The sequence below is a fragment of the Paenibacillus sp. LRG-1 genome, assembly GCF_057220305.1.
On the sequence record NZ_CM170126.1, the window covers coordinates 1,586,792 to 1,607,578 of the forward strand.

General features: G+C 46.2%; 19 protein-coding genes. 16 read left to right on the forward strand and 3 right to left on the reverse strand.

The features are described from left to right. Positions 1-2: 2 nt before the first annotated feature. The 7 genes from ACUUJN_RS06980 to ACUUJN_RS07010 all read left to right on the forward strand — a co-directional run bounded on the left by ACUUJN_RS06980 (position 3) and on the right by ACUUJN_RS07010 (position 7,448). The gene (locus ACUUJN_RS06980; protein WP_028543028.1) at positions 3-881 is read left to right on the forward strand and encodes a type II secretion system F family protein; all 879 of its coding nucleotides are present in this window, start codon (positions 3-5) and stop codon (positions 879-881) included. Between the two features lie 13 nt (positions 882-894). Further along, positions 895-1,086, forward strand: a complete 192-nt coding sequence (locus tag ACUUJN_RS06985) for a Flp1 family type IVb pilin (protein WP_023987623.1) — start codon at positions 895-897, stop codon at positions 1,084-1,086. Further along, positions 1,086-1,754, forward strand: a complete 669-nt coding sequence (locus ACUUJN_RS06990; protein ID WP_028543027.1) for a TadE family protein — start codon at positions 1,086-1,088, stop codon at positions 1,752-1,754. Before ACUUJN_RS06985 ends, ACUUJN_RS06990 begins: the two co-directional genes overlap by 1 nt. A gap of 40 nt (positions 1,755-1,794) precedes the next feature. Continuing rightward, positions 1,795-4,011: a hypothetical protein gene (locus ACUUJN_RS06995; protein WP_341058122.1), complete on the forward strand. Its 2,217-nt coding sequence runs from the start codon at positions 1,795-1,797 to the stop codon at positions 4,009-4,011. Next, complete coding sequence (locus tag ACUUJN_RS07000; protein WP_028543025.1) at positions 3,980-4,975, forward strand: TadE/TadG family type IV pilus assembly protein; 996 nt, start codon at positions 3,980-3,982, stop codon at positions 4,973-4,975. The genes ACUUJN_RS06995 and ACUUJN_RS07000 overlap by 32 nt, the downstream gene beginning before the upstream one ends. 94 nt (positions 4,976-5,069) lie before the next feature. Continuing rightward, entirely contained in the window at positions 5,070-5,582 is a 513-nt protein-coding gene (locus tag ACUUJN_RS07005; RefSeq protein WP_076264355.1) for an A24 family peptidase, read from the forward strand. Between the two features lie 63 nt (positions 5,583-5,645). Further along, positions 5,646-7,448 carry a DUF6382 domain-containing protein gene (locus ACUUJN_RS07010; RefSeq protein WP_338533383.1) on the forward strand — a complete coding sequence of 601 codons (1,803 nt, stop codon included), beginning with the start codon at positions 5,646-5,648 and terminating at the stop codon, positions 7,446-7,448. 201 nt (positions 7,449-7,649) lie between these two features. Here ACUUJN_RS07010 and ACUUJN_RS07015 read toward each other — a convergent pair whose 3' ends face one another. Continuing rightward, positions 7,650-8,564, reverse strand: a complete 915-nt coding sequence (locus tag ACUUJN_RS07015) for a TIGR01777 family oxidoreductase (RefSeq protein ID WP_264454045.1) — start codon at positions 8,562-8,564, stop codon at positions 7,650-7,652. Between the two features lie 297 nt (positions 8,565-8,861). On the opposite strand from ACUUJN_RS07015, the gene ACUUJN_RS07020 reads away from it, so the two are divergent. From ACUUJN_RS07020 to ppnP, 4 genes are all read left to right on the forward strand, one after another. Then, a complete protein-coding gene (locus ACUUJN_RS07020) occupies positions 8,862-9,989 on the forward strand; it encodes a deoxyribonuclease IV (protein WP_025722686.1) in 1,128 nt (375 codons plus the stop codon). Between the two features lie 22 nt (positions 9,990-10,011). Continuing rightward, the gene (gene purU, locus ACUUJN_RS07025; RefSeq protein ID WP_484669455.1) at positions 10,012-10,911 is read left to right on the forward strand and encodes a formyltetrahydrofolate deformylase; all 900 of its coding nucleotides are present in this window, start codon (positions 10,012-10,014) and stop codon (positions 10,909-10,911) included. Between the two features lie 514 nt (positions 10,912-11,425). Further along, on the forward strand, positions 11,426-13,471 hold the full coding sequence (tkt, locus tag ACUUJN_RS07030; protein WP_484669456.1) for a transketolase: 2,046 nt from the start codon (positions 11,426-11,428) through the stop codon (positions 13,469-13,471). 215 nt (positions 13,472-13,686) lie between these two features. Next, on the forward strand, positions 13,687-14,001 hold the full coding sequence (gene ppnP / locus ACUUJN_RS07035; protein WP_023987633.1) for a pyrimidine/purine nucleoside phosphorylase: 315 nt from the start codon (positions 13,687-13,689) through the stop codon (positions 13,999-14,001). Positions 14,002-14,109: 108 nt separating this feature from the next. Here the strand turns inward: ppnP and ACUUJN_RS07040 are convergent, their stop codons facing one another. Beyond that, positions 14,110-15,009 carry an NAD(P)-dependent oxidoreductase gene (locus ACUUJN_RS07040; protein WP_028543020.1) on the reverse strand — a complete coding sequence of 300 codons (900 nt, stop codon included), beginning with the start codon at positions 15,007-15,009 and terminating at the stop codon, positions 14,110-14,112. A 251-nt stretch (positions 15,010-15,260) separates the two neighbouring features. Between ACUUJN_RS07040 and ACUUJN_RS07045 the strand changes: the two genes are divergently transcribed. The 3 genes from ACUUJN_RS07045 (at position 15,261) to ACUUJN_RS07055 (ending at position 17,984) form a co-directional block, all read left to right on the forward strand. Continuing rightward, on the forward strand, positions 15,261-16,616 hold the full coding sequence (locus ACUUJN_RS07045; protein WP_013369975.1) for a glucose-6-phosphate isomerase: 1,356 nt from the start codon (positions 15,261-15,263) through the stop codon (positions 16,614-16,616). Positions 16,617-16,764: 148 nt separating this feature from the next. Beyond that, positions 16,765-17,397, forward strand: a complete 633-nt coding sequence (locus tag ACUUJN_RS07050; protein ID WP_023987635.1) for a YigZ family protein — start codon at positions 16,765-16,767, stop codon at positions 17,395-17,397. A gap of 5 nt (positions 17,398-17,402) precedes the next feature. After that, on the forward strand, positions 17,403-17,984 hold the full coding sequence (locus tag ACUUJN_RS07055; protein ID WP_023987636.1) for a TetR/AcrR family transcriptional regulator: 582 nt from the start codon (positions 17,403-17,405) through the stop codon (positions 17,982-17,984). A 173-nt stretch (positions 17,985-18,157) separates the two neighbouring features. Here the strand turns inward: ACUUJN_RS07055 and ACUUJN_RS07060 are convergent, their stop codons facing one another. Next, entirely contained in the window at positions 18,158-18,559 is a 402-nt protein-coding gene (locus ACUUJN_RS07060) for a secondary thiamine-phosphate synthase enzyme YjbQ (RefSeq protein WP_023987637.1), read from the reverse strand. A 220-nt stretch (positions 18,560-18,779) separates the two neighbouring features. On the opposite strand from ACUUJN_RS07060, the gene ACUUJN_RS07065 reads away from it, so the two are divergent. Both ACUUJN_RS07065 and ACUUJN_RS07070 read left to right on the forward strand, forming a co-directional pair. After that, on the forward strand, positions 18,780-19,841 hold the full coding sequence (locus tag ACUUJN_RS07065) for a sulfate/molybdate ABC transporter ATP-binding protein (protein ID WP_023987638.1): 1,062 nt from the start codon (positions 18,780-18,782) through the stop codon (positions 19,839-19,841). Positions 19,842-20,006: 165 nt separating this feature from the next. Next, positions 20,007-20,777 (forward strand): MBL fold metallo-hydrolase, encoded by a 771-nt coding sequence (locus ACUUJN_RS07070; RefSeq protein ID WP_023987639.1) that lies wholly within the window; start codon positions 20,007-20,009, stop codon positions 20,775-20,777. The last annotated feature ends 10 nt before the right edge of the window (positions 20,778-20,787 follow it).

Below are 20,787 nucleotides of genomic sequence, written 5' to 3' on the forward strand. Positions count from 1 at the left end.
GTATGGTGATGTTGGTTTGTCTGGTCATGCTGGTTCTGCAAGTGGGAGGCTGGGTGGTGCTGAACCAGATGCATGGTGCTAAGTATGCGCATTTTCGCCATATGAAGCTGGAGGGACTGCGGCTGCAAAGACTTTCAGTCCCATTTGTACACATGATTCATGCTTCACGTGCTACTCACAGGCTGCCTTTGCTGATGTTCAAGCTCCAGCGTTCGGTGCAGAAGCTGTATGGTATGCGCAACAGCGGAGAAAAAACGATGCTTTTTCTGACAGAAATGTTGGGTTACGGATATATAATGGCTGCTGGTGGAGCTTTAATATCGCTTATGCTGGGCGGGGATGCGACCGGGCTGGTGCTCGGATTGGGACTTGGTATTCTGGTACCCATCGCGCTGATCAAGGATTTGCATGGGAAAGTACAGAAGCGGGATCAGCAAATTTTAATGGAATTGCCTGAACTGTTGAGTAAAATGATGCTTTTAGTAGGTGCAGGTGAGACGGTACAACGGGCATTGCTACATTGCGTGGAACGTAAAGGGGCGGATACGGAACATCCGTTGTATCGAGAACTGAGGCAGACGGTGGCGGAATGGGAAAGCGGCTATTCCTTTCAACAGGCATTTGAGCACCTGAGCAAACGTTGTGGTATTCAGGAAATGACAGTATTTACGACGACAGTTTTGTTGAATATGAGGCGCGGAGGGAGCGATTTCGTGATGGCTTTACGTGAGTTATCCCAGACGTTATGGGGCAAGCGGACTTCAATTAGCCGCACAAGAGGGGAGCAGGCTTCATCTAAGCTAGTATTCCCGATGGCGCTGATTTTGCTAACGGTAATTGTGCTGGTGGGCGCTCCGGCTTTAATGATGATGAATATGTAGGAGGAATACAACGATGATGATATTAGTAACAGGCAGTATTCGTAAGTTGTACAAGGATGAGGATGGTCTGGGTACGTTAGAAATGATCCTGATCATTGCCATTCTGATTGCGGTGGCAATTATTTTTAAGGATCAGATCAAGAAAATTGTAGAAGGGCTTTTGAAAAAGGCGGATAAAAAAAGTAACGATTTTATGGATTCATAATGCTGCGTAAATTAGCACAAAAAGAGGACGGGAGCTTCTCCTTGGAAGCTTCCCTCGTCTTTCCCATTCTACTGCTGGTCATTTTTGTGATGTTATTTTTTTGCCTGTACATATATCAAAAATCTATATTGGTGCAGGTCGCTGCTACTGCTTCGGAAAGGGCCGCTTACAGTTGGGATAACAGCTTCAAGGACCCACGTACGGGAGCATTTACACAAGGGCAACGGGATTCTCTCTATTGGCGCCTGAAGGATGATATTATGCTGGGAGCCCTGTTTGGCTGGACCGGAGCCAACAATCAGGAAAGTGTACAGGTTCCGGGCGGCAATGGGGGAGGCTCGTTACCTGCTCAGAAGCTGTCCAATGCAGAAAATAGAATGCCTGCGGGCATGCAGGGGCAGATGACATATGAGAACAGTATGATTCACCGTAAGGTGACCACAAAGTTAAATAAGATAGTGAGGGTACCTTTGTTGAATCAGTTTTTAGATCAGACAGATTTGCAAGGGGAAATGAGCTCTGGTGTGGTCGAACCTGTGGAATGGATTCGTACGGTGGAGTTGGTCCGTTATTATGGTGCGAAGTTTATGGGCAGAGGATCAGGTGAAAAGGTAGATTCGGCAGTTGTAGGGAAAGTACTGATGCAATATGGTCAAAACGGTCAGTGAGAAGTAAGTAACGGGAATGTAACTGGAAAGGAGGAAGCGGGTGTTTGGTAAGAGACACAACACAAAGGACGGGGAATCAGGTGCTGTCACGGTCTTTTTAATTCTGATTTTGGCGGTCATGTTCGGTTTTATTGCTGTATTTATTGATTACGCGAGAATTGCTGCATTGCATGTGCAGACCGAACGGCTGACCCATGCGGCGGTTCGTTCAGTGATGTCTGCTTATGATCCGACATTACAACAGGAGTACGGTTTGTTTGCTTATGGCGAAGGCGGCGGAGAACAAATTATGGTCAAAGTGCTGAATGACAGCGCGCGGCGTACCGCACGCGCAGAAACGCTACCGCTTATGAATATGAAGCTGGATTCTAGTTCCCTGCAAATGGAAAGGGAGCTTGGTAAATATGCCATATTTAACGAGCAGATCCGTGAAGAAATGAAGTATAAAGCACCTGTCGATTTTACGTTTGAAGTGCTCGAAAAGCTAAAGCCGCTCTCTCAAAATATGAAAGAGGCTTCTCATACGGTAGATTTGCTGAAAAGGCTGCAAAAGCTGTACGACAGACGAGAGGCCAAACTGGATGACATGCTGGAGAAGCAGCGTAAGGCAGGAGCTTATATGGAAGAGGTTCGCAAGCGGATTATTAAACAGAGGGGCACCTATATGCCCAATCAGTATATATGGGACCCGCTTGAGGTTGTGGCCGATATTGCCGCTCAATATAAGCATTACGTACATGTATATGAAGACAATAAGAAAAGTGTGGACGACGTTAAAATCATGCAGATGGAAAAATATGCACGTAGAGCGAGGGCAGCGCTTGATCGCCTGCGTCAGATCATGGTTCAGGCTGGAGAAGAACATGATAAGCTGCTTCTGGAAGCCAAGGAACCGTTAAATGAGGCCCGACAGATTAATGAAGAGATGCGCAAAGTCATTGCCCAATATAAGCAGAGGGCGGCCAATGCAGGCTACGATGAGGTTTCAGCAGCCCCTACTCCCAGCGGAGCAGGCTCCAACGCAGATCCGTCGGTAGGAAGCGCACGGCAAAAAGCAGAGGATTTGTTGATTTCAGACAAGGAATTTGAGCAATGGGAAGCAGAAATCGAAAAGCAACGGACTTCTATAAATACTGCTAACAATAGAATAACGAGCATGATGCGTACCTTATCTTTTTATACAGATCCATTTTTGAATGCAGACATGCTCAAGCAAGAAGTCGCATCAACGCTCAAAGAGATAGATAAATACTTGAATGCGTATGCTTGGGCGGGACCTGCCAATGTACTCGACGGTGAAGTCAAAATGATGGATACGCGACGTGGACCGGACAAAGAACGCAAGAAAATGGAAAAAGAGGCGAAAAACAAGCTCAAACAAGCCTATCGGATCATTGAGGTTCTTTCCAAAGGTAAACAAAGTGCAGAACAATTCCAAAATCTGGAGCGGTATTACAATGAAAGTATTTCGTTTAACCAGTCTACATCCAGTCCATCTGTATCCGCTGATTTGCCCTATGACACCTATGATGCTGCGGGAGCTTCCATGGATAGTATGGATGGTCTATACGGGTCGGCATCCAATTTACTGACTCAACTGGGAGACGAGTTTTACCAGAATGAATACGCACTTTCTTACTTCCATCATGTGGATTTTAGCCGTTTTGGCAGTTTGGCCGGATCGGGTGGAAATGTGGGAAATGCTGCACAGATTTTGGGAGATCAGCTGGAGGTGAATAATCAGGAAGTTGAGTATATCCTGTATGGCTTCCATAATCCGACGGGTAATCTGGCATCCGCCTATGGAGAAATTTTTGCTATGAGACTTGCCATTCGAACAATGGAGGGATTGGTTAAAAACAGCTCAAAAGGTAATCCGCTGGTCGTTTTGGCGGCAGCTTTGTTATATGGAGTAGAAAAAGCGATAGAAGATATGATTATGCTGGCACAAAAGGGAGACGTGCCATTGTCTGATTTTCTGAAATTTCGACTGACATACAAGGATCATTTGCGATTGTTCCTGATGCTCCATAGCAATAATGAACGAAAAATGTCCCGTATGCTTGCTCTGATCCGCCTGAATACAGATGTCAATCCTGCTGAGCGGCAAACGTATGCAACGGGTGAGGTCAAGAATGGGATGAGGCTGTGGTTTCTACCTGGGGTAATGAAGATGCTCGGAACCGCCTCAAAAGAAGGCGAGAGTATTAAGGGAAGTGTGTACTATGTCACGAAAACAGCGCATTTTTCCTATTAATCGGTGTTTACGGAAAGTTTGTGGGCAGAAGCAATGTGAACAAGGAAGTATTGTTTTAGAAGCGTCACTGGTGTTGCCAATGTTTCTGTTTTTTATTATTTTTCTCATTTATATGGTTCAGATGACGCTGGTATCCACAGCCTTGCAGAACACCGCTTCAGAAGCGGTTAAGCAGGTTTCGACTAAAATTTACCCAGTTTCTCTAGCCGTGGAGGCGGCGTCCGCGAAAATAGATGCAGTCCGTGAACCGCTGGATGAATTGCCCAAGTTATCTGTGAGTGAATATGCAAGCCAATTCGCTGCCCAGTTGCCACCTCCAATTGGTGATTGGGTAGAAAGCGCTGTTCAGGGCGGTCAAAAGCCGATGGAGGAGCTGCGGGGGCGATTTACGGAAGCTGCACTCGATCCTGTTCTGAAGCCGATGCTAAAGCCTTTTATGGAGGAAAGCATTCTGGAGTATGACCGTATTCATATAACGAGTGTACATGTACCTGCTCTTACAGGAACTAAGGACCCTTATTTTAGAGTAGAGCTATCGTATGAACTGCCGATGAAGGTCCCCTTTTTGTATCGCAGCATTGTTCTTCAAGCGGCGGCAGAGGAACGTCTCTGGATTGGGAACACAGGGGAGGGGACAGGTACAGGAGAGGCAACAGCGGATAAGGATGCGCAGCATTCCATACAGTTGCTCGTCAAGCCTGAACCTGCTGTGAAGGGTGTGTACAATTTGATCAAGGCCAAGGTTGAGCCTGGGACGAATGCTAATCTTTCTGTACTTTATAAGTCGGGCCAAAGCACGGCCCAGCATTTGGGCTGGACCTCTGCCAATGCGGACGGGATTATTGAATGGAACTGGTTTGTGGGAACGAACACAACACCCGGTCAATGGAGCTTTGTGATTGAAACAGAGGACGGTCAACGTATAGAAGTTCCGTTTACCGTGGAAAAGCCAGCTGATGGATAGATAGAATCGACTCGACATAGACGGACAGGAATACCTACGATGGAAAGTGATTTGGTAGTCTGCTAGTTCTATTTTATAAAGGGGGAAGATCGCATTGACGTGGATGTATATTGTATGCGGAGTTCTGCTCGCGATTGCGTTAGTTACGGATTTACGTAGCATGAAAATCCCTAATAAGCTTACATTGCCCGGCATAGTGGTAGGCTTGGTGTTCAATACTCTGTTTGGAGGGTGGCACGGTTTTTTATTTGCTGTTGCTGGACTGGGTACCGGATTTGGGTTCATGCTGATTTTGTACTGGATGGGAGCTGTTGGTGCAGGAGATGTAAAGCTGTTCGGCTTGATTGGAGCATGGACAGGTGCTGCTTTTGCATGGCAGGCAGCTTTATATTCGATTTTTTTTGCAGGTATTATTGGCATAGGGATTTTGCTATGGAAGAGGGAAACCATCATGAGACTGCGGCGCGTGGCTTTTAATTTAGGAGGATTTTTTCTATTTCGCAGCGGCAAAGCGCTGACCAGTGGAAATGAAGCACACCTCAGGTTTCCTTTTATGACCGCAGTCATTCCGGGAGCGATCAGTGCTTATCTTTACTTCTTGCCATGACATGTCCGCTGGGGGAGATCATGCTACCTCACGGAGATAGGAAATTGTTAAGGAGGTCATGAATTGTTTGGTTTAAGCAGGGATTTTGCCCGGAACGGCGGGACATTTATGATTCTAAACAAGGAAGACGGGCTCAAGACCGATGATTTAAATTCCGTACAGACCGGCATGATGACTGGTAATCGGATTCCCGGTCTGCTGGAACTTAGAATAAAGGAAGTCGATTTTCAGATTGAGTTACATTACGACATTTCGGGGCAACGCATGCTTTCCCAGTTATGGAAAGGTGGGAGCGTGTCGACTTCTGATTTCTACCGGATTCTTTTTGAAGTGGCAGATGCCCTCCATCGCAGCCCGCAATATATGTTAGATATCCGCCAGTTTATTTTGCACGAGGATTATATTTTTCTAAGTGGCTCAGGTACAAGGGAAACCGCCAGTTTAACCTATGTTCCTTTACGCAGTGTACAGTATGCAGGGCAAACAGGCAGTCAATTTAAGCAGATGGTTATTCGTTTAATGACTCGTGTGGCCCACCTTCAGGGAGAATATATACAACGCATACTCGATCTGTGTGATAGAAATGAATTTGAATTGGGATTGCTAAAGGAACTGCTATTGCAAGGAATGAAGGCTGGTACAGAGAGTGCTAGCGTGAAGGGAGAAAGTATGGAAGGGCGAGCTTTTTCATCATCCGACCCTATCATATCTGCTCATACCTCACAGGGGAACTATACTGATCGTGGCGGAACATACGGGCAAGAGCATCGGGAGACTCTGCAGGAGATTCAGGAGCTTAAACGGATCAATCGGCTCAAACCGTCCGTGAAACCAGAGGAGAATTCTGAGCTTGTAACAGAAAACGAAGTAGAAGATGTGGAGCCTGGATTGCAAAAATATAAAACCTACATTACTCTCGGATGTCTGCTCGCTTCGGCCATCGTGTGGCGTTATATTTATCTGGATCATCCAGAGACGGTACCGTTGATCATTTCCGTGGTGCTGACCTTGGTACTTGCCGCTGTTGCTTATATAAGCTGGACGGGGAAATGGGAGCGCAATCGAGGTTCATCTCATATGTACAGCGATTCAGTACCTGTATTGGATTCGGAATGGTTAGGAACTACTTCTTCCTCAGCACAGGGGAAAAATGATCGTTATCAGGTAGATAAGCTGACCGGATTTGTAGCGGGACGTCATCATCAAGACAAGCAATCTTCCGATTCGAGTGATCAAGGGCAGGAGAGCTGGAGATGGACTTTTCCAAACTCAGAATCTAAAAGCGTGGGAAACCGAGTTACGGAAGATAGGGAGAACACTTCAGCAAACTATGACCTACACGAGCCATCGTGGAAAGGTGCGGGGCGGGGAAATGAATTGGAAGCCCGTGATACCAGTGAGGCTTATTATAAGTCTCTCTCCGGGGTAACGGAGCTGCTAAATGCTGCATCTAAGCAGGAAACGATGCTGCTTCGTCCAGATCAAGAGATACAGATTTCACCTGTTCAGCAATCACCGATTGCTTGCCTGGATCGCAAGCCACCAGGTAGTGGAGGGACCGAGCGCATCCGGTTGCAGCCAGACCAATTCGTTGCAGGCAGCTTTATCATCGGGAGAGATCCGCAATTGGTCCAGTTTGTGGAGCATACGGATGGAGCTTCCCGTTCTCATATTGAGCTTTGCATAGTTACAGGAGAACATAGCCACATTGTTAAGGATTTATCCTCGACGAACGGAACTGCTCTGAATGGAGAGCCTATGGTGCCTTATAAGGAGTACATCCTGAATGAGGGAGACACTTTTAAAATCGCTGGAGTCTCTTATACTTATCGGTTGGACTCTTCTAAATCCTCCAATGCATCATAAATGAAGGTTATATGGATAGATGTCAAGAAGAGGCCTGCTATATTTAGGGCTTCCTTCTTTATGAATAGTGGACTATTAATAAGAATAAAATGAGGCATCTTAAAAACTTGCAGTCTGCTCGATAGATTGTGTCTGACTTAAAAAATGAACCCTAAGCTGGTAGTGACACTACCTACCAGCCTGGAGTTCCTCTTTTTGCATTCAATGCTGTTTTTGGGAAGAATGGAGTTCCTTTAGAGCGTCCTTAAGTGAAGGATAGTTAAACTTAAATCCGTGCTCCAGCGCTTTGTGCGGGAGTACTTTTTGGCCATCCAAGACAAGGGTGCTCATCTCACCGAGCAGTTTTTGAACGAGAATGCCTGGAACGGGAAACCAATGCGGACGGTGGTATGCCTGAGCCACGGTTTTCCCAAACTGGTCGTTCGTCACTGGGTATGGTGAAGATGCGTTCACTGCCCCGACGATTTCCGTCGTATGGATGCAGTACGTGATCAGACGAACGATATCCTCAATATGAATCCAGCTCATCCATTGATGACCGCTGCCTATTTTGCCGCCGAATCCGAAGCTATAAGGTATCTTCATGAGTGGGAATACCCCTTTTTTTCTGTCCAGCACAAGGCTAATGCGTAACTTAATTAAACGGGCATCAGAAGGGTAGGCATTGGCGGCTTCCTCCCATTGCTCAACCACCTGAGACAAAAAATCTTCCGAACGACGCGGGCTCGTTTCATCGAATGTTTCGGTCAGGGATGTACCATAGGCGGCAACAGCTGAAGCCTGAATGATTACTTTCGGTTTTTTTTGTAGAGCATTCAATGCTTGAGCCAACCGGGCAACAGATAGCAGTCGTGATTGAAGAATTCTTTGTTTGGATTTATCCGTCCAGCGCTGATTCAGCGTTTCGCCTGCTAAATTAACGACCGCATCTGTGCCTTCCAGTACTTCAGGCTTTTGTTTTAATTCGTTCCAACTCATATATTGCAAGCGGGGGCTCGCTTCGTGCCCTACCAGTGGCTTGCGGGTAACGACTTTCACGGTGTATCCGTCGTCTAGCAGGCTTTTGACCAGTGCACTCCCCACCAATCCAGTTCCTCCACATACGATGATGTTCATGGAGCCAGCTCTCCTTCCGATTCACAAAAAAATACATCTGTTATAGAATATAACCCTTTTTGAGAAAAAAACTTCATATGAATGTACCTTTATACGATTAAGGATGTCAATCCATGATTTTATTTACCCTCGTTTGACTAACATAAATTCTGATGTGTACTTTATCTACGTGTTCCCTTAATAGAGTCATTTAAGAAAGCTGCCATAAAAGCTATGTTGTTTGATTTCAATAATCACGTTAAAATGATTAAATTAAAATAAGACAAGCATAACAGGATAAGGGGATGAATCAGGATCATGCTGAAAATTGGTTCTCATGTGTCCTTCTCGGACAAAGGTCTGCTCAGCGCTACAAAAGAAGCGTCTTCTTACGGGTCCAGCTCCTTTATGATATACACGGGAGCACCGCAAAACACGCGTCGTAAGCCGATGGAGTCCATGTATTTGGAGGAAGGCAAGCAGTTAATGGCTGAGAAGGGAATGGAAGATATCGTGGTGCATGCCCCGTATATCATCAACCTTGGCTCTTACAAAGAAAATACCTATGAGCTTGCGGTCAGCTTTCTTCAGGAGGAAATTCGACGCACACACGCGATTGGTGTGAAAAATATCGTGCTGCATCCAGGCGCTTTTACCGATAAGGATGCAGAATACGGAATCGGGCGTATTGCTGATGGTTTGAACGAGGTACTAAACGGCGTGAAGGAGACAGATGTTAACATTGCGCTTGAAACGATGGCAGGCAAAGGAACGGAAATGGGTCGTAGCTTTGAGGAGATTGCCTCCATTATAGATAAAGTAGAGCATAACGAGCGTCTTACGGTTTGTATGGACACCTGTCACATTCACGATGCGGGTTATGATATCGTAAATGATCTGGACGGTGTATTGGAGCAATTCGACCGTATTGTCGGCTTGAATCGCATCGCAGTTGTTCACATCAATGATAGTAAAAATCCAGTTGGCGCTCATAAAGACAGACATACTCCTATCGGATCAGGCTGGATTGGCTATCAGACTATTCATAATGTGGTGCATCATGAAGCACTTCAAGGACGTCCGTTTATTTTGGAGACGCCATGGATTGGCAAGGAAGCCAAAACTCAGCGTCCGATGTATGAGGTTGAAATTGCCCTGCTTCGCGGAAATGTAAAGGAACGCTTTGGGGATGAGTTTTTGGGTCAGGTAGAACAATTGCATTCGTTTTTCAAAAAACAGGATGTGGATGTCCGTAAATTTGTGCTGGACACCTGGGCTCTGCTAAAAAATGATGCCAAAGCAAGAAAAGCCGATCCACGTGAGCCGTTGGAACGTCTGTATGACATGATAACGGAAGCAGCACTATTTCCAGATTTGAGCGAAGAACACATTAATCAACGGTTGATTGCCTGGTTTGCCGGCAGTCATTTGCCAGTGACGGTATAAGCTAAGGGGGATTAATAGCCACATGGAAATTCACGTAAAACATCAGCCAAATAGCACTCTGTCTGCCCATGAAAACCGCGCGCGTATGCTTGTATCTTGTCCAGACGGACCAGGTATTGTAGCGGCCGTGTCCTGTTTTTTGTACGAGCATGGGGCCAATATCGTTCAATCTGATCAATATACAATGGACCCGTCCGGCGGTATGTTTTTTATGCGGATTGAATTTGATCTACCGAATTTGAGTGCAACCCAGCTACAGTTGGAGCAGGATTTTGCCGCTGTTGCTGAGCAATTCCGTATGGAGTGGACGATTTCTGCGGTTAGCCGCAAGAAAAAACTGGCTATTTTCGTTTCCAAAGAAGATCACTGTTTGGTAGAACTGCTGTGGCAATGGCAGGCAGGAGATCTGGACGCGGATATTTCATTGGTGGTTAGTAATCATCCGGATATGAAGGAGTATGTGGAATCATTTGGCATCCCGTATCACCATATTCCGGTAACAGCCGATACCAAACCGGAGGCGGAGCGCCGCCAACTAGAGGTCATTGGCGAAGACATTGACGTTATCATTTTAGCCCGTTACATGCAGATTATTTCTCCCAAGTTTATTGAGCATTATCGCAACCGGATTATCAATATCCATCATTCCTTTCTGCCGGCATTCGTGGGTGGGAAGCCATATGCCCAAGCCTATAATCGCGGTGTGAAAATTATTGGTGCTACTGCGCATTATGTAACTGAAGAATTGGACGGCGGCCCGATCATTGAGCAGGACGTGCAGCGTGTAAGCCACGGAGATGATGTAAATGAGCTAAAACGGATCGGTCGCACCATAGAGCGGGTCGTTTTGGCAAGAGCCGTGAAGTGGCATGCAGAGGATCGTATTCTGGTTCATGAGAACAAAACGGTCGTTTTTAACTAATCTTAAAATTTTAGAAAAAACTTGTGAGTATATATTTTTTGTTGAACAAAGCCCGCTGTATAACGGGCTTTGTTTTTTTATGTAAGGATTTTGAAAAATTCGACTCCAGTCGCTCCGAAGTGCAAGATATAGACGAACTAAACCATTTCGATCTATATCTTATTCATTGGAAGTCGCTTATGGGATTTTTGCAAAATCCTCATGTGAGTTACTCGCCTTAATAAACAGTCAGTACATAATATTTTTTTGTGATTTTATAATTTTTTAAATGAGGTTAATACATTACGGGTATATTTATATGAGGACTCGGTACTACATTTCCACAATCATCTTTATAAACGATCTGGCAAACTTTCACGGCAGATGGTACAATACTTAAGAATGTATAAGTCATATTGAAACATTCAAGCAGATTCACTCACTTCAATAGACATCGTTTCTATATCGGACGGTGGTGTTGGAGAGTATGACCGAATGCAATTGACATACTTTATACAATATGAGGAGGCAAACCATGACTGACCAGAACCAAGCGATTCAAAAGGATGAAAACTCCACGATCGACAATTTGTCCATCACAACTATTCGTACGTTGGCAATTGACGCCATCGAGAAAGCAAACTCGGGACATCCTGGGATGCCGATGGGCTCCGCGCCAATGGGATACCAACTTTTTGCTAAAACGATGAATCATAATCCCGATCAACCTACATGGGTTAACCGTGACCGTTTTGTATTGTCCGCAGGACACGGTTCCATGTTGCTATACAGCCTTCTGCACCTGAGCGGCTATGATCTTCCTATGGAAGAACTGAAACAATTCCGTCAATGGGGCAGCCTTACACCCGGACACCCTGAGTTTGGGCACACTGCTGGTGTAGATGCTACAACTGGACCTCTGGGACAAGGTCTCGCAATGTCCGTAGGTATGGCAATGGCTGAAGCTCAACTGGGTGCAACATATAATAAAGACGAATTTAAAGTTGTAGATCACTTCACGTATGCAATCTGCGGCGATGGCGATCTGATGGAAGGTATTTCCCACGAGGCTGCTTCGCTGGCTGGTCGCTTACAACTGGGCAAGCTGATTGTATTGTTTGATTCCAATGATATTACACTGGACGGCAAGCTTAATCTGTCCTCTTCCGAGAGTGTTGCCAAACGCTTTGAAGCTTACAACTGGCAAGTACTGCGCGTAGAAGATGGTAACGACCTTCCAGCCATCCAAAAAGCCATTGAAGAAGCGCAAGGCGACTCGACACGCCCTACGCTGATTGAAGTGAAAACAGTTATCGGCTACGGAAGCCCGAACAAACAAGGTAAAGGCGGACACGGTGGTACTCATGGTTCCCCGCTGGGATCAGAAGAAGCCAAGCTGACTAAAGATTTCTACAAATGGGTATACGAAGAGGACTTCCACGTACCACAAGAGGTTCGCGAGCATTTTGCTAAAGTAAAAGAGCGCGGTATCGCGGCGAACAAAGCATGGGATGAACAGTTCGCGAAATACAAAGCTGCTCACCCTGATTTGGCAGCGCAGTTCGAAACAGCTGTAAACGGCGATCTTCCAGAAGGATGGGATCGTGATCTTCCGAAATACACGACTGGAGACAAAGCCGTTTCGACTCGTGTAGCATCTGGTAATGCTCTGAACGGATTGGCTCCAAACGTACCTTTCCTGACAGGCGGATCTGCCGATCTGGAGAGCTCCACGATGACACATTTGAACAACCTGACGAACTTTACGCCAGAAGACTACGCCGGCCGTAACATCTATTTCGGTATCCGCGAATTTGGTATGGCTGCTGCGATGAACGGTATGGCGTTGCACCAAGGTGTAAAAGTATTCGGCGGTACATTCTTCGTATTTACAGACTATCTGCGTCCAGCCGTTCGTCTGGCAGCTCTGATGGGATTGCCTGTAACCTACGTTTTGACTCACGACAGTATTGCTGTGGGTGAAGATGGTCCGACTCATGAGCCGATCGAACAATTGGCTTCCCTGCGTATTATCCCGAACCTGACAGTAATTCGTCCGGCGGACGGTAACGAAACTTCTGCTGCTTGGGCTTACACGCTGGAAAACAAGAAAAACCCGGTTGCTCTGGTATTGACTCGTCAAAACCTGCCAATCCTGGCTGCTAGTGCTGAGCATGCACGCGAAGGTATCAAACGCGGTGCTTATGTGGTTGCAGATGCAGCAGACGGCAAACCGGTTGCTCAAATTCTGGCTACGGGCTCCGAAGTACAATTGGCTGTTAAAGCTCAGGAAGCACTGGCAGAACAAGGTATTCAAGTACGTGTTATCAGCTTCCCAAGCTGGGATCTGTTCGAAAAACAAGACAAAGCATACAAAGATTCCGTTCTGCTGCCAGAAGTGAAAGCTCGTTTGGCTGTAGAAATGGCGTATCCACTGGGCTGGGAAAAATATGTTGGCGACCAAGGCGACATTCTCGGTATCAGCACATTCGGCGCATCCGCACCTGGCGACCGCGTGATTAAGGAATACGGCTTTACGGTAGAGAATGTTGTTAGCCGTGTGAAAGCTTTGTTGAAATAAAACACTGGAGCATCTAAAACAGACAGTCGTAACCTGAGAAAGGCTTACGGCTGTTTGTTTCATACAGTTGATGTTTTGCAAAAAAATCACTATTGAATTCCAGTGTATAGCATACGGTGATACAGTGTGTATTTTCATACTGAAGCTGGAATCAAATCTATGTTATGATGCACAAATATTCATTCAACCATTGAGAGCAGATGAGGGGATAACGAATGACACAGTTTGATGGAGTAAGCGTAGTTAAAAAAGCAAACGTTTATTACGATGGTCAGGTTACAAGCCGTACAGTCATCCTGGGTGACGGCAGTAAGGTTACACTGGGTATTATGCTGCCAGGAACGTATGAGTTCGGCACGGATTCCCGTGAGATCATGGAGATTTTGGCAGGGGATTTGAGAGTGTTGCTTCCAGGTACTGAAGAATGGCTGGAAATACAAGGGGCGGCAACCTTTCACGTACCTGCAAAGTCATCATTTAAGCTGGAAGTACGAAGTGTAACTGATTATTGTTGTTCTTATCCCGAATAATAAGCCAAAACGGGTAAGCACACTCAGCTTTCAAGCCAAGTGTGCTTACCCTAAAGCTATGCCATATGTACACAAGCACAGCCGTATGGTTACAAAGAAAGGTACAGCTTATTCGAGAGGTTGACCACCAATGGTGCGGCCAATCCATGCTTCGTATGTCTTCACGACAGCGGATAGATCCTCGTCGCCGTAGCCTTGCGTTTGCCCGGCTTGAAACAGGCTTTTGGCAATGGATAACATAGGTGCAGGGATGGACAGGCTGTCTGTTAGTGAGGAAGCAAGCTTCAAGTCCTTAAGCATCAAGGCAAGTGAGAACTGGTTGCTAAAATCATGTTCAATGATTTTGCGCCCTTTCAGGTCAGCGGCCTTGCTGCCTGCCGATCCGAGTTGTACCAATTCAAGGAAGCTGTCTGCCGGGATACCGGATTTAGCCGCGATAGCAAAGCCTTCAGCCAGAGCGAGGTTATGAATACCAACCATCGTATTATGAGCGAGCTTGGCTACGGCTCCGCTGCCATTAGGTCCCATATGAAGTACCTTTTTGCCCAACGTATCAAAAACATCTGATTGTGCCGCAATGGCTTCTGCATCACCGCCAACCATGAACACGAGTGTGCCGTCTACAGCGGCGGGCTTACTGCCTGTTACGGGTGCATCAATGAAGGAACAGCCCAGCTTGTCCGCTTCGGCGGCCAGTTGTTTAACCAGCTCAGGTGAAATCGTGCTGTTGTCCATCACAGTCATGCCAGCCGTAAGACCGGCAAACACGCCGTCTTCGCCGTAATAGATGTCACGAATGGAGTGATCATCGCTGACCATGGTAATGACCAAGTGCTGACCTTCAGCTGCTTCACGAGGAGTTGAAGCTGTACGTGCGCCTTGCTCTGCCAGTGGTTCGCAGCGCGAAGCGGTACGATTATAAACTGTGACTCCGAATCCCTGCTTTAGCAGATTGGATGCCATCGGGGCGCCCATGGTGCCCAGTCCGATAAATCCGATGTTTTTCATTGCTAATCACCTTTCTTGTTGGAAGTTGCCGTCCGATGCAGATTGCGAGTTCGGCTTGAATTGAATATTGAAACAGGTTGATCTCAGTTAATTGTAGCATGGGCATGCTACCCTATCTACAAGAAGGGCTGTCAAGCACAGGATACACAGGTAACGCAAGCTTGTCAGGCCCAGCAAATTAAAGTATCCTATTCCTAAGTCCTTATGTTCGTATTCATGGTCTTAGTAATACCAAACAGGAGGTTCCAAACATGTCTAAAAAAGTTATTTTTGATTACACTAAAGCACTCTCCTTTGTAGGTCAGCACGAAATTGATTATTTTGCAGAGCCTATCAAGTTGGCTCATGAGCAACTGCACAACCAAACCGGTGTAGGTTCCGATTTCTTGGGTTGGATTGACCTGCCTACTAATTATGATAAAGAAGAGTTTGCGCGCATCCAAAAGGCTGCTGCTAAAATTCAAAGCGATTCCGAAGTACTGATCGTAATCGGTATCGGCGGTTCTTACCTTGGAGCACGTGCTGCGATCGAAATGCTGTCGCATTCTTTCTACAATGCGCTGCCTAAAGATCAACGCAAGGGTCCAGCTATCTATTTTGCAGGCAACAACATCAGCTCTACATATGTAAATCATCTGTTGGAACTGATTGAAGGAAAAGACTTCTCAGTGAACGTCATTTCTAAATCAGGTACGACAACAGAGCCAGCTATCGCATTCCGCGTATTCCGTGCAGCTCTGGAGAAAAAATACGGTAAAGAAGAAGCACGCAAGCGTATTTATGCAACGACGGATAAAGAACGTGGTGCTTTGAAAAAACTGGCTAACGAGGAAGGCTACGAATCCTTCATTATTCCTGATGATGTGGGTGGTCGTTATTCCGTGCTGACAGCAGTAGGCTTGTTGCCGATTGCTACTGCAGGCATTAACATCGAGGAAATGATGCAGGGGGCGGCAGACGCTTCCAAAGAGTACAGCAACCCGAATGTAGCTGAGAACGAGGCTTATCAATATGCAGCCGTTCGTAACGCTTTGTACCGCAAAGGTAAAGCAATTGAAATTCTCGTAAACTATGAGCCGTCTCTTCATTTTGTATCCGAGTGGTGGAAACAGTTGTACGGAGAAAGCGAAGGCAAGGATTACAAAGGCATTTATCCTGCTTCTGTTGATTTCTCGACAGACCTGCACTCCATGGGACAATTCATTCAGGAAGGCAGCCGCAACATTTTCGAAACGGTAATCCAAGTTGAAAATGTACCTAGTCACATCACCATCGAAGCAGATGAGGATGATCTGGACGGACTGAATTTCCTGGCAGGCAAAACTGTGGATTTTGTAAACAAAAAAGCATTCCAAGGTACATTGCTGGCTCACACAGACGGACAAGTACCGAACCTGATTGTAAATATTCCTGACTTGAGCCCTTACTCTTTCGGCTATCTTGCTTATTTCTTCGAAAAAGCTTGCGGCATTAGCGGCTACCTGTTGGGCGTAAATCCGTTCGATCAACCGGGCGTAGAAGCTTACAAGAAGAACATGTTTGCGCTGCTTGGCAAACCAGGCTTCGAAAAAGAAAAAGCTGAGCTTGAAGCGAGATTGTCTGAATAAGAGTGCTGTAATCTCTGATGCGAAACAGGATTTCGGTCAGAAGTGTTATAGTGTATAGCATCAATTAAAGTACAGGAAAGCAGTTCACCAGCTGCCAGAAGCGGGGGACTGCTTTCTTGTAAAATGAAGTAAGGAAGGTTATACGTGTATGTTGGAACAATACCGAACCGTACGCGGTGCCGGCAACAAGGAAATTGTGATCCGAAAATCCCGTTTTATCGGTCATATTCAGCCTGTTCAAACTGAGGAAGAAGCAACTGCTTTCATAGAACGTATCAAAAAAGAGCATTGGAACGCTACCCATAATTGTTCTGCTTACATGATTGGGGAAAGAGACGAAATCCAAAAGCAATCGGATGACGGAGAACCGAGTGGTACGGCTGGAAAGCCTATTTTGGAGGTGATCCGCAACCAGAAGCTGAAAAATGTCGCTATTGTTGTTACCCGTTACTTTGGTGGGATTTTGCTGGGAGCAGGCGGTCTGATTCGCGCATATTCAGATGGTGCTGTTGCAGCAATCGAGGCAGGGGATGCAATTACGCGTGTGCTGCATCGCGAAGTTTTTGTAGAATTGGATTATACCTGGTTGGGCAAAGTGGAAAATGAATTACGCAATCGCAGCATCCGCACTGGAGAAACAATGTTTACGGATAAAGTTACCTTAACCTGTCTGCCGCTGGCTGGTGATGCGGAATCCTTCAGCAACTGGATAACAGACTTGACGCAGGGGCAATCGCTTGTGTCGGAGGGAGAGCAGCTTTACTTTATTGAAGGGGAATAAATAATATGGCTAGAAGAGCAGTAGAACAGGAGTTGTCAAGAGGGCGGATTCTGGAAGCGGCCAGGCACTTGTTTATTACCAAGGGCTACCGTGCGATTTCAATGCGCAGCATTGGCCAGCATCTGGGTTACAGTCATGGTTCGTTATATTATCATTTTAAAGAGAAGGCTGAACTGTTCTATGCCATTGTGATTGAAGATTTTAATACATTGCGTGGGATTCTACTGCAAGCAGCAACAGGTACGTCTGATGATGGCTTGAGCAGACTGGAGTACTTGATGCTGGAATTTATCCGTTTTGGTTTGGAAAATCCATATCAGTACGAAATTATGTTCATGATGCACGATGAAGAACTATTTGCATACTGTCGCACAGAGCAAAACCGTTGTGTGGAACTATTTGCGTCTATGATCCGTCAAGAATTGAGTGGTCAGGGGCACTCGGAGGAAGATTGCTCAAGGGTACCGAAAAGCCTGTTTTTATCCATGCATGGCTTTGTATCCTTTTATATTCAGGACGGTTTAACATTTGAAGAAATTAGGCCCGCTGCTTTAGCACATGTAAAGCTGCTGTGCAGACACCTATGAGCGTACCTGCATTCACACGCTTCAGCCATGAACATGTAGGGCGCTTTTCTGGGTGTATGCACTTCATGACGGTGACTTATCATTACGGTACTTTGCGAAAGCGACTAAGGATTTAACAGACGATGATGCATCCAGCAGGAAAACATCATGGTCTGTTTTTTTTACCCGGTCCTTTAGCCCTCCATGATCTTTACATGGTATTGGCGTCTGCGTGGTCCGTCGAATTCACAAAAATAAAGTCCCTGCCATCGTCCGAGCAACAGCTTTCCATCATGGATGATGATCGTTTGTGAGGGGCCTGTCGTAATGGATTTTAAGTGGGACGCTGTATTTCCCTCCATATGGCGATATTGGGGATGCTCCCACGGATAAACTTCATCTAGTCTTAACATCACATCATGTTTGACATCTGGGTCTGCATTTTCATTAATGGCGATGCCGGCTGTCGTGTGTGGACAATAAACAAGTGCGGTTCCTTGTTGTACCCCGCTTTTTTCAATCAATGAAGCAACCTCTCGTGTAATATCGCGCATTTCATCTCGCCGTGTAGTGGATAATTCTAAAGTATGCAGCAATGACTCCATCTCCTTTCTTCTTAATACTTTACCCTTTTAATTCCTAAGATAATATATAGAGTTGACGAAAATTACTTTCCTTTGATAAAGTATCACATAAGAAAAAACAAAGTATATGCATTGGAATAATTAAATGTTTGAAATGAGGTACGTGCTTTGCGGTAAGCAAGGCTGCTGCTGTGCCTGAACAGGTCCAGAAGCGGAAAGGAAGTGTACGGATATGCATGTGGAAGTAAGAGGATTAAACAAGCATTTCGGTAATTTTCATGCAGTAAAGGACGTATCTTTTGATATTCAGGCGGGCCATCTTATTGGCTTACTCGGTCCAAGCGGTGGGGGGAAAACCTCCATTCTTCGCATATTGGCGGGTCTGGAGCAACCAGATGCAGGAGAAATTCATTTTCATGGAAAAAGGGTAAACGAGCTGTCCCCGCAGGAACGTGGAATCGGATTTGTATTTCAAAACTATGCTTTGTTCAAGCACATGAGCGTCTACGACAATATTGCCTTTGGCCTGAAAGTGAAAAAAAGCTCCAAAACCCGCATCAAGGAACGGGTTACAGAGTTGGTCGAACTAACGGGGCTCAAAGGTTTTGAGCATCGTTATCCGCATCAGTTGTCAGGTGGACAACGACAGCGGGTTGCTTTTGCGCGTGCTTTGGCACCAGAGCCTCAACTGTTGCTGCTGGATGAGCCTTTTGCGGCTATTGATGCCAAGATTCGTCAGGAGCTGCGCACCTGGCTGCGAGAGTTGATTGAGCGGGTGGGCATTACTTCAATTTTTGTCACCCATGATCAGGATGAGGCGATTGAAGTAGCGGATGAAATTATGGTGATTAATCAGGGACGACTGGAGCAGAAAGGAACGCCTTGGGATATTTATAAAAAACCGGGTACCCCGTTCGTGGCTTCCTTTATTGGGGAATCTACAGTGATTGAACAGGCAGGCAGTCTTAGAGGCTTCGAAGAAGCTGCTGGAGTGGGAACACGTGCCTTGATCCGTCCGGAGTATATTGATGTCGGGCCAAGCGAGGAATTTACGCTTCTGTCGGCGACCGAGGAAGGCATAGTGAAGCATTTGCATTTTCGTGGAAGTGAGTGGATGGTTGAAGTACAGGTCGGGGATCATCGTCTCATGACATACCGCTCACTGGAGAAGTCTACGCTGGAACCTGGTCAGCAGGTGCGAGTGTTGGTGCATCGAGCCTATCTCTATAATGACCAGTCCAGCTGGATGGTGGAAAACCGCCTGAAGGAAGATCCAATGCCTATCATCATCTAAAAATAAATACGATCACGCATGAGGGGATGTCTAGCCGGATTTCACGGCTTTGGGCATGCTCCTTTTGGCGTTGGACGCTGGAAGGATTTACGCAGATGATTTACGTAGAATCGGTCTGTTCGTTATAATAGTAGTAAAAAGACCCATATAGATAGGAGTTAAACCATGAATCGGCTTATTTTTCTTGGCACGGGGGATGCAATGGGGGTTCCGCGTGTATATTGTGATTGTCTCGTATGCACAGAAGCTCGCACGACAGGGGCGAATGTAAGATTGAGATCGTCTGTGCTGATCGAAAGCGAGACGGAGGACTTTATGATTGATTGTGGCCCGGACTGGCGCAGACAGCTAGAATTGCGCGGTCTGCGTTTTATCCCTACGATCCTTGTGACACATGCACATTTTGACCATATTGGAGGATTACCAGAATGGGCAGATGCCTGTCGCTGGACTGGGAACAGAGGTCGCTTGTACGCGCCACAGGAAGTGATTGACACGATCTTGCGTCAATTTTCCTGGCTCTCTGGAAACTTGGATCTTATTCCAGTAGACCAGGGAGCCCAACTTGGCGGATGGAATATCCGGGGATGGCGTGTGAATCACGGGAAGAACGGATATGCCTACGCTTATCGTCTGGAAAAGGACGGCTTCTCGTGGGCTTACTGTTCGGATTCGATTGGCTTGAATGAGGCGGAAATTCTGCCCTTGCACAATCTGAATTTGCTCGTCCTGGGAACGAGTTTTTATCATGAGGAGGCCGAGTATGCCACCCGTTCCGTATATGACATGCTGGAGGCTCAGGAGCTTATAGGAAGGCTTAAGCCTGAAAGCACGGTATTTACACATATGTCCCATGATGTGGATGTCACACGCAACTATGGGCTTCTGGAAGGGATTAGCTTGGCACACACCGGCATGAGTTTGCCGTTAGAATAAAGGTGCCCTT

Bases quoted from the DNA above. Each gene is read 5' to 3' on its own strand.
- ACUUJN_RS06980 (WP_028543028.1), top strand. From the start codon at position 3: ATGGTGATGTTGGTTTGTCTGGTCATGCTGGTTCTGCAAGTGGGAGGC.
- ACUUJN_RS06985 (WP_023987623.1), top strand. From the start codon at position 895: ATGATGATATTAGTAACAGGCAGTATTCGTAAGTTGTACAAGGATGAG.
- ACUUJN_RS06990 (WP_028543027.1), top strand. From the start codon at position 1,086: ATGCTGCGTAAATTAGCACAAAAAGAGGACGGGAGCTTCTCCTTGGAA.
- ACUUJN_RS07000 (WP_028543025.1), top strand. From the start codon at position 3,980: ATGTCACGAAAACAGCGCATTTTTCCTATTAATCGGTGTTTACGGAAA.
- ACUUJN_RS07015 (WP_264454045.1), bottom strand. From the start codon at position 8,564: ATGAACATCATCGTATGTGGAGGAACTGGATTGGTGGGGAGTGCACTG.
- ACUUJN_RS07020 (WP_025722686.1), top strand. From the start codon at position 8,862: ATGCTGAAAATTGGTTCTCATGTGTCCTTCTCGGACAAAGGTCTGCTC.
- purU (WP_484669455.1), top strand. From the start codon at position 10,012: ATGGAAATTCACGTAAAACATCAGCCAAATAGCACTCTGTCTGCCCAT.
- tkt (WP_484669456.1), top strand. From the start codon at position 11,426: ATGACTGACCAGAACCAAGCGATTCAAAAGGATGAAAACTCCACGATC.
- ppnP (WP_023987633.1), top strand. From the start codon at position 13,687: ATGACACAGTTTGATGGAGTAAGCGTAGTTAAAAAAGCAAACGTTTAT.
- ACUUJN_RS07040 (WP_028543020.1), bottom strand. From the start codon at position 15,009: ATGAAAAACATCGGATTTATCGGACTGGGCACCATGGGCGCCCCGATG.
- ACUUJN_RS07045 (WP_013369975.1), top strand. From the start codon at position 15,261: ATGTCTAAAAAAGTTATTTTTGATTACACTAAAGCACTCTCCTTTGTA.
- ACUUJN_RS07050 (WP_023987635.1), top strand. From the start codon at position 16,765: ATGTTGGAACAATACCGAACCGTACGCGGTGCCGGCAACAAGGAAATT.
- ACUUJN_RS07055 (WP_023987636.1), top strand. From the start codon at position 17,403: ATGGCTAGAAGAGCAGTAGAACAGGAGTTGTCAAGAGGGCGGATTCTG.
- ACUUJN_RS07065 (WP_023987638.1), top strand. From the start codon at position 18,780: ATGCATGTGGAAGTAAGAGGATTAAACAAGCATTTCGGTAATTTTCAT.
- ACUUJN_RS07070 (WP_023987639.1), top strand. From the start codon at position 20,007: ATGAATCGGCTTATTTTTCTTGGCACGGGGGATGCAATGGGGGTTCCG.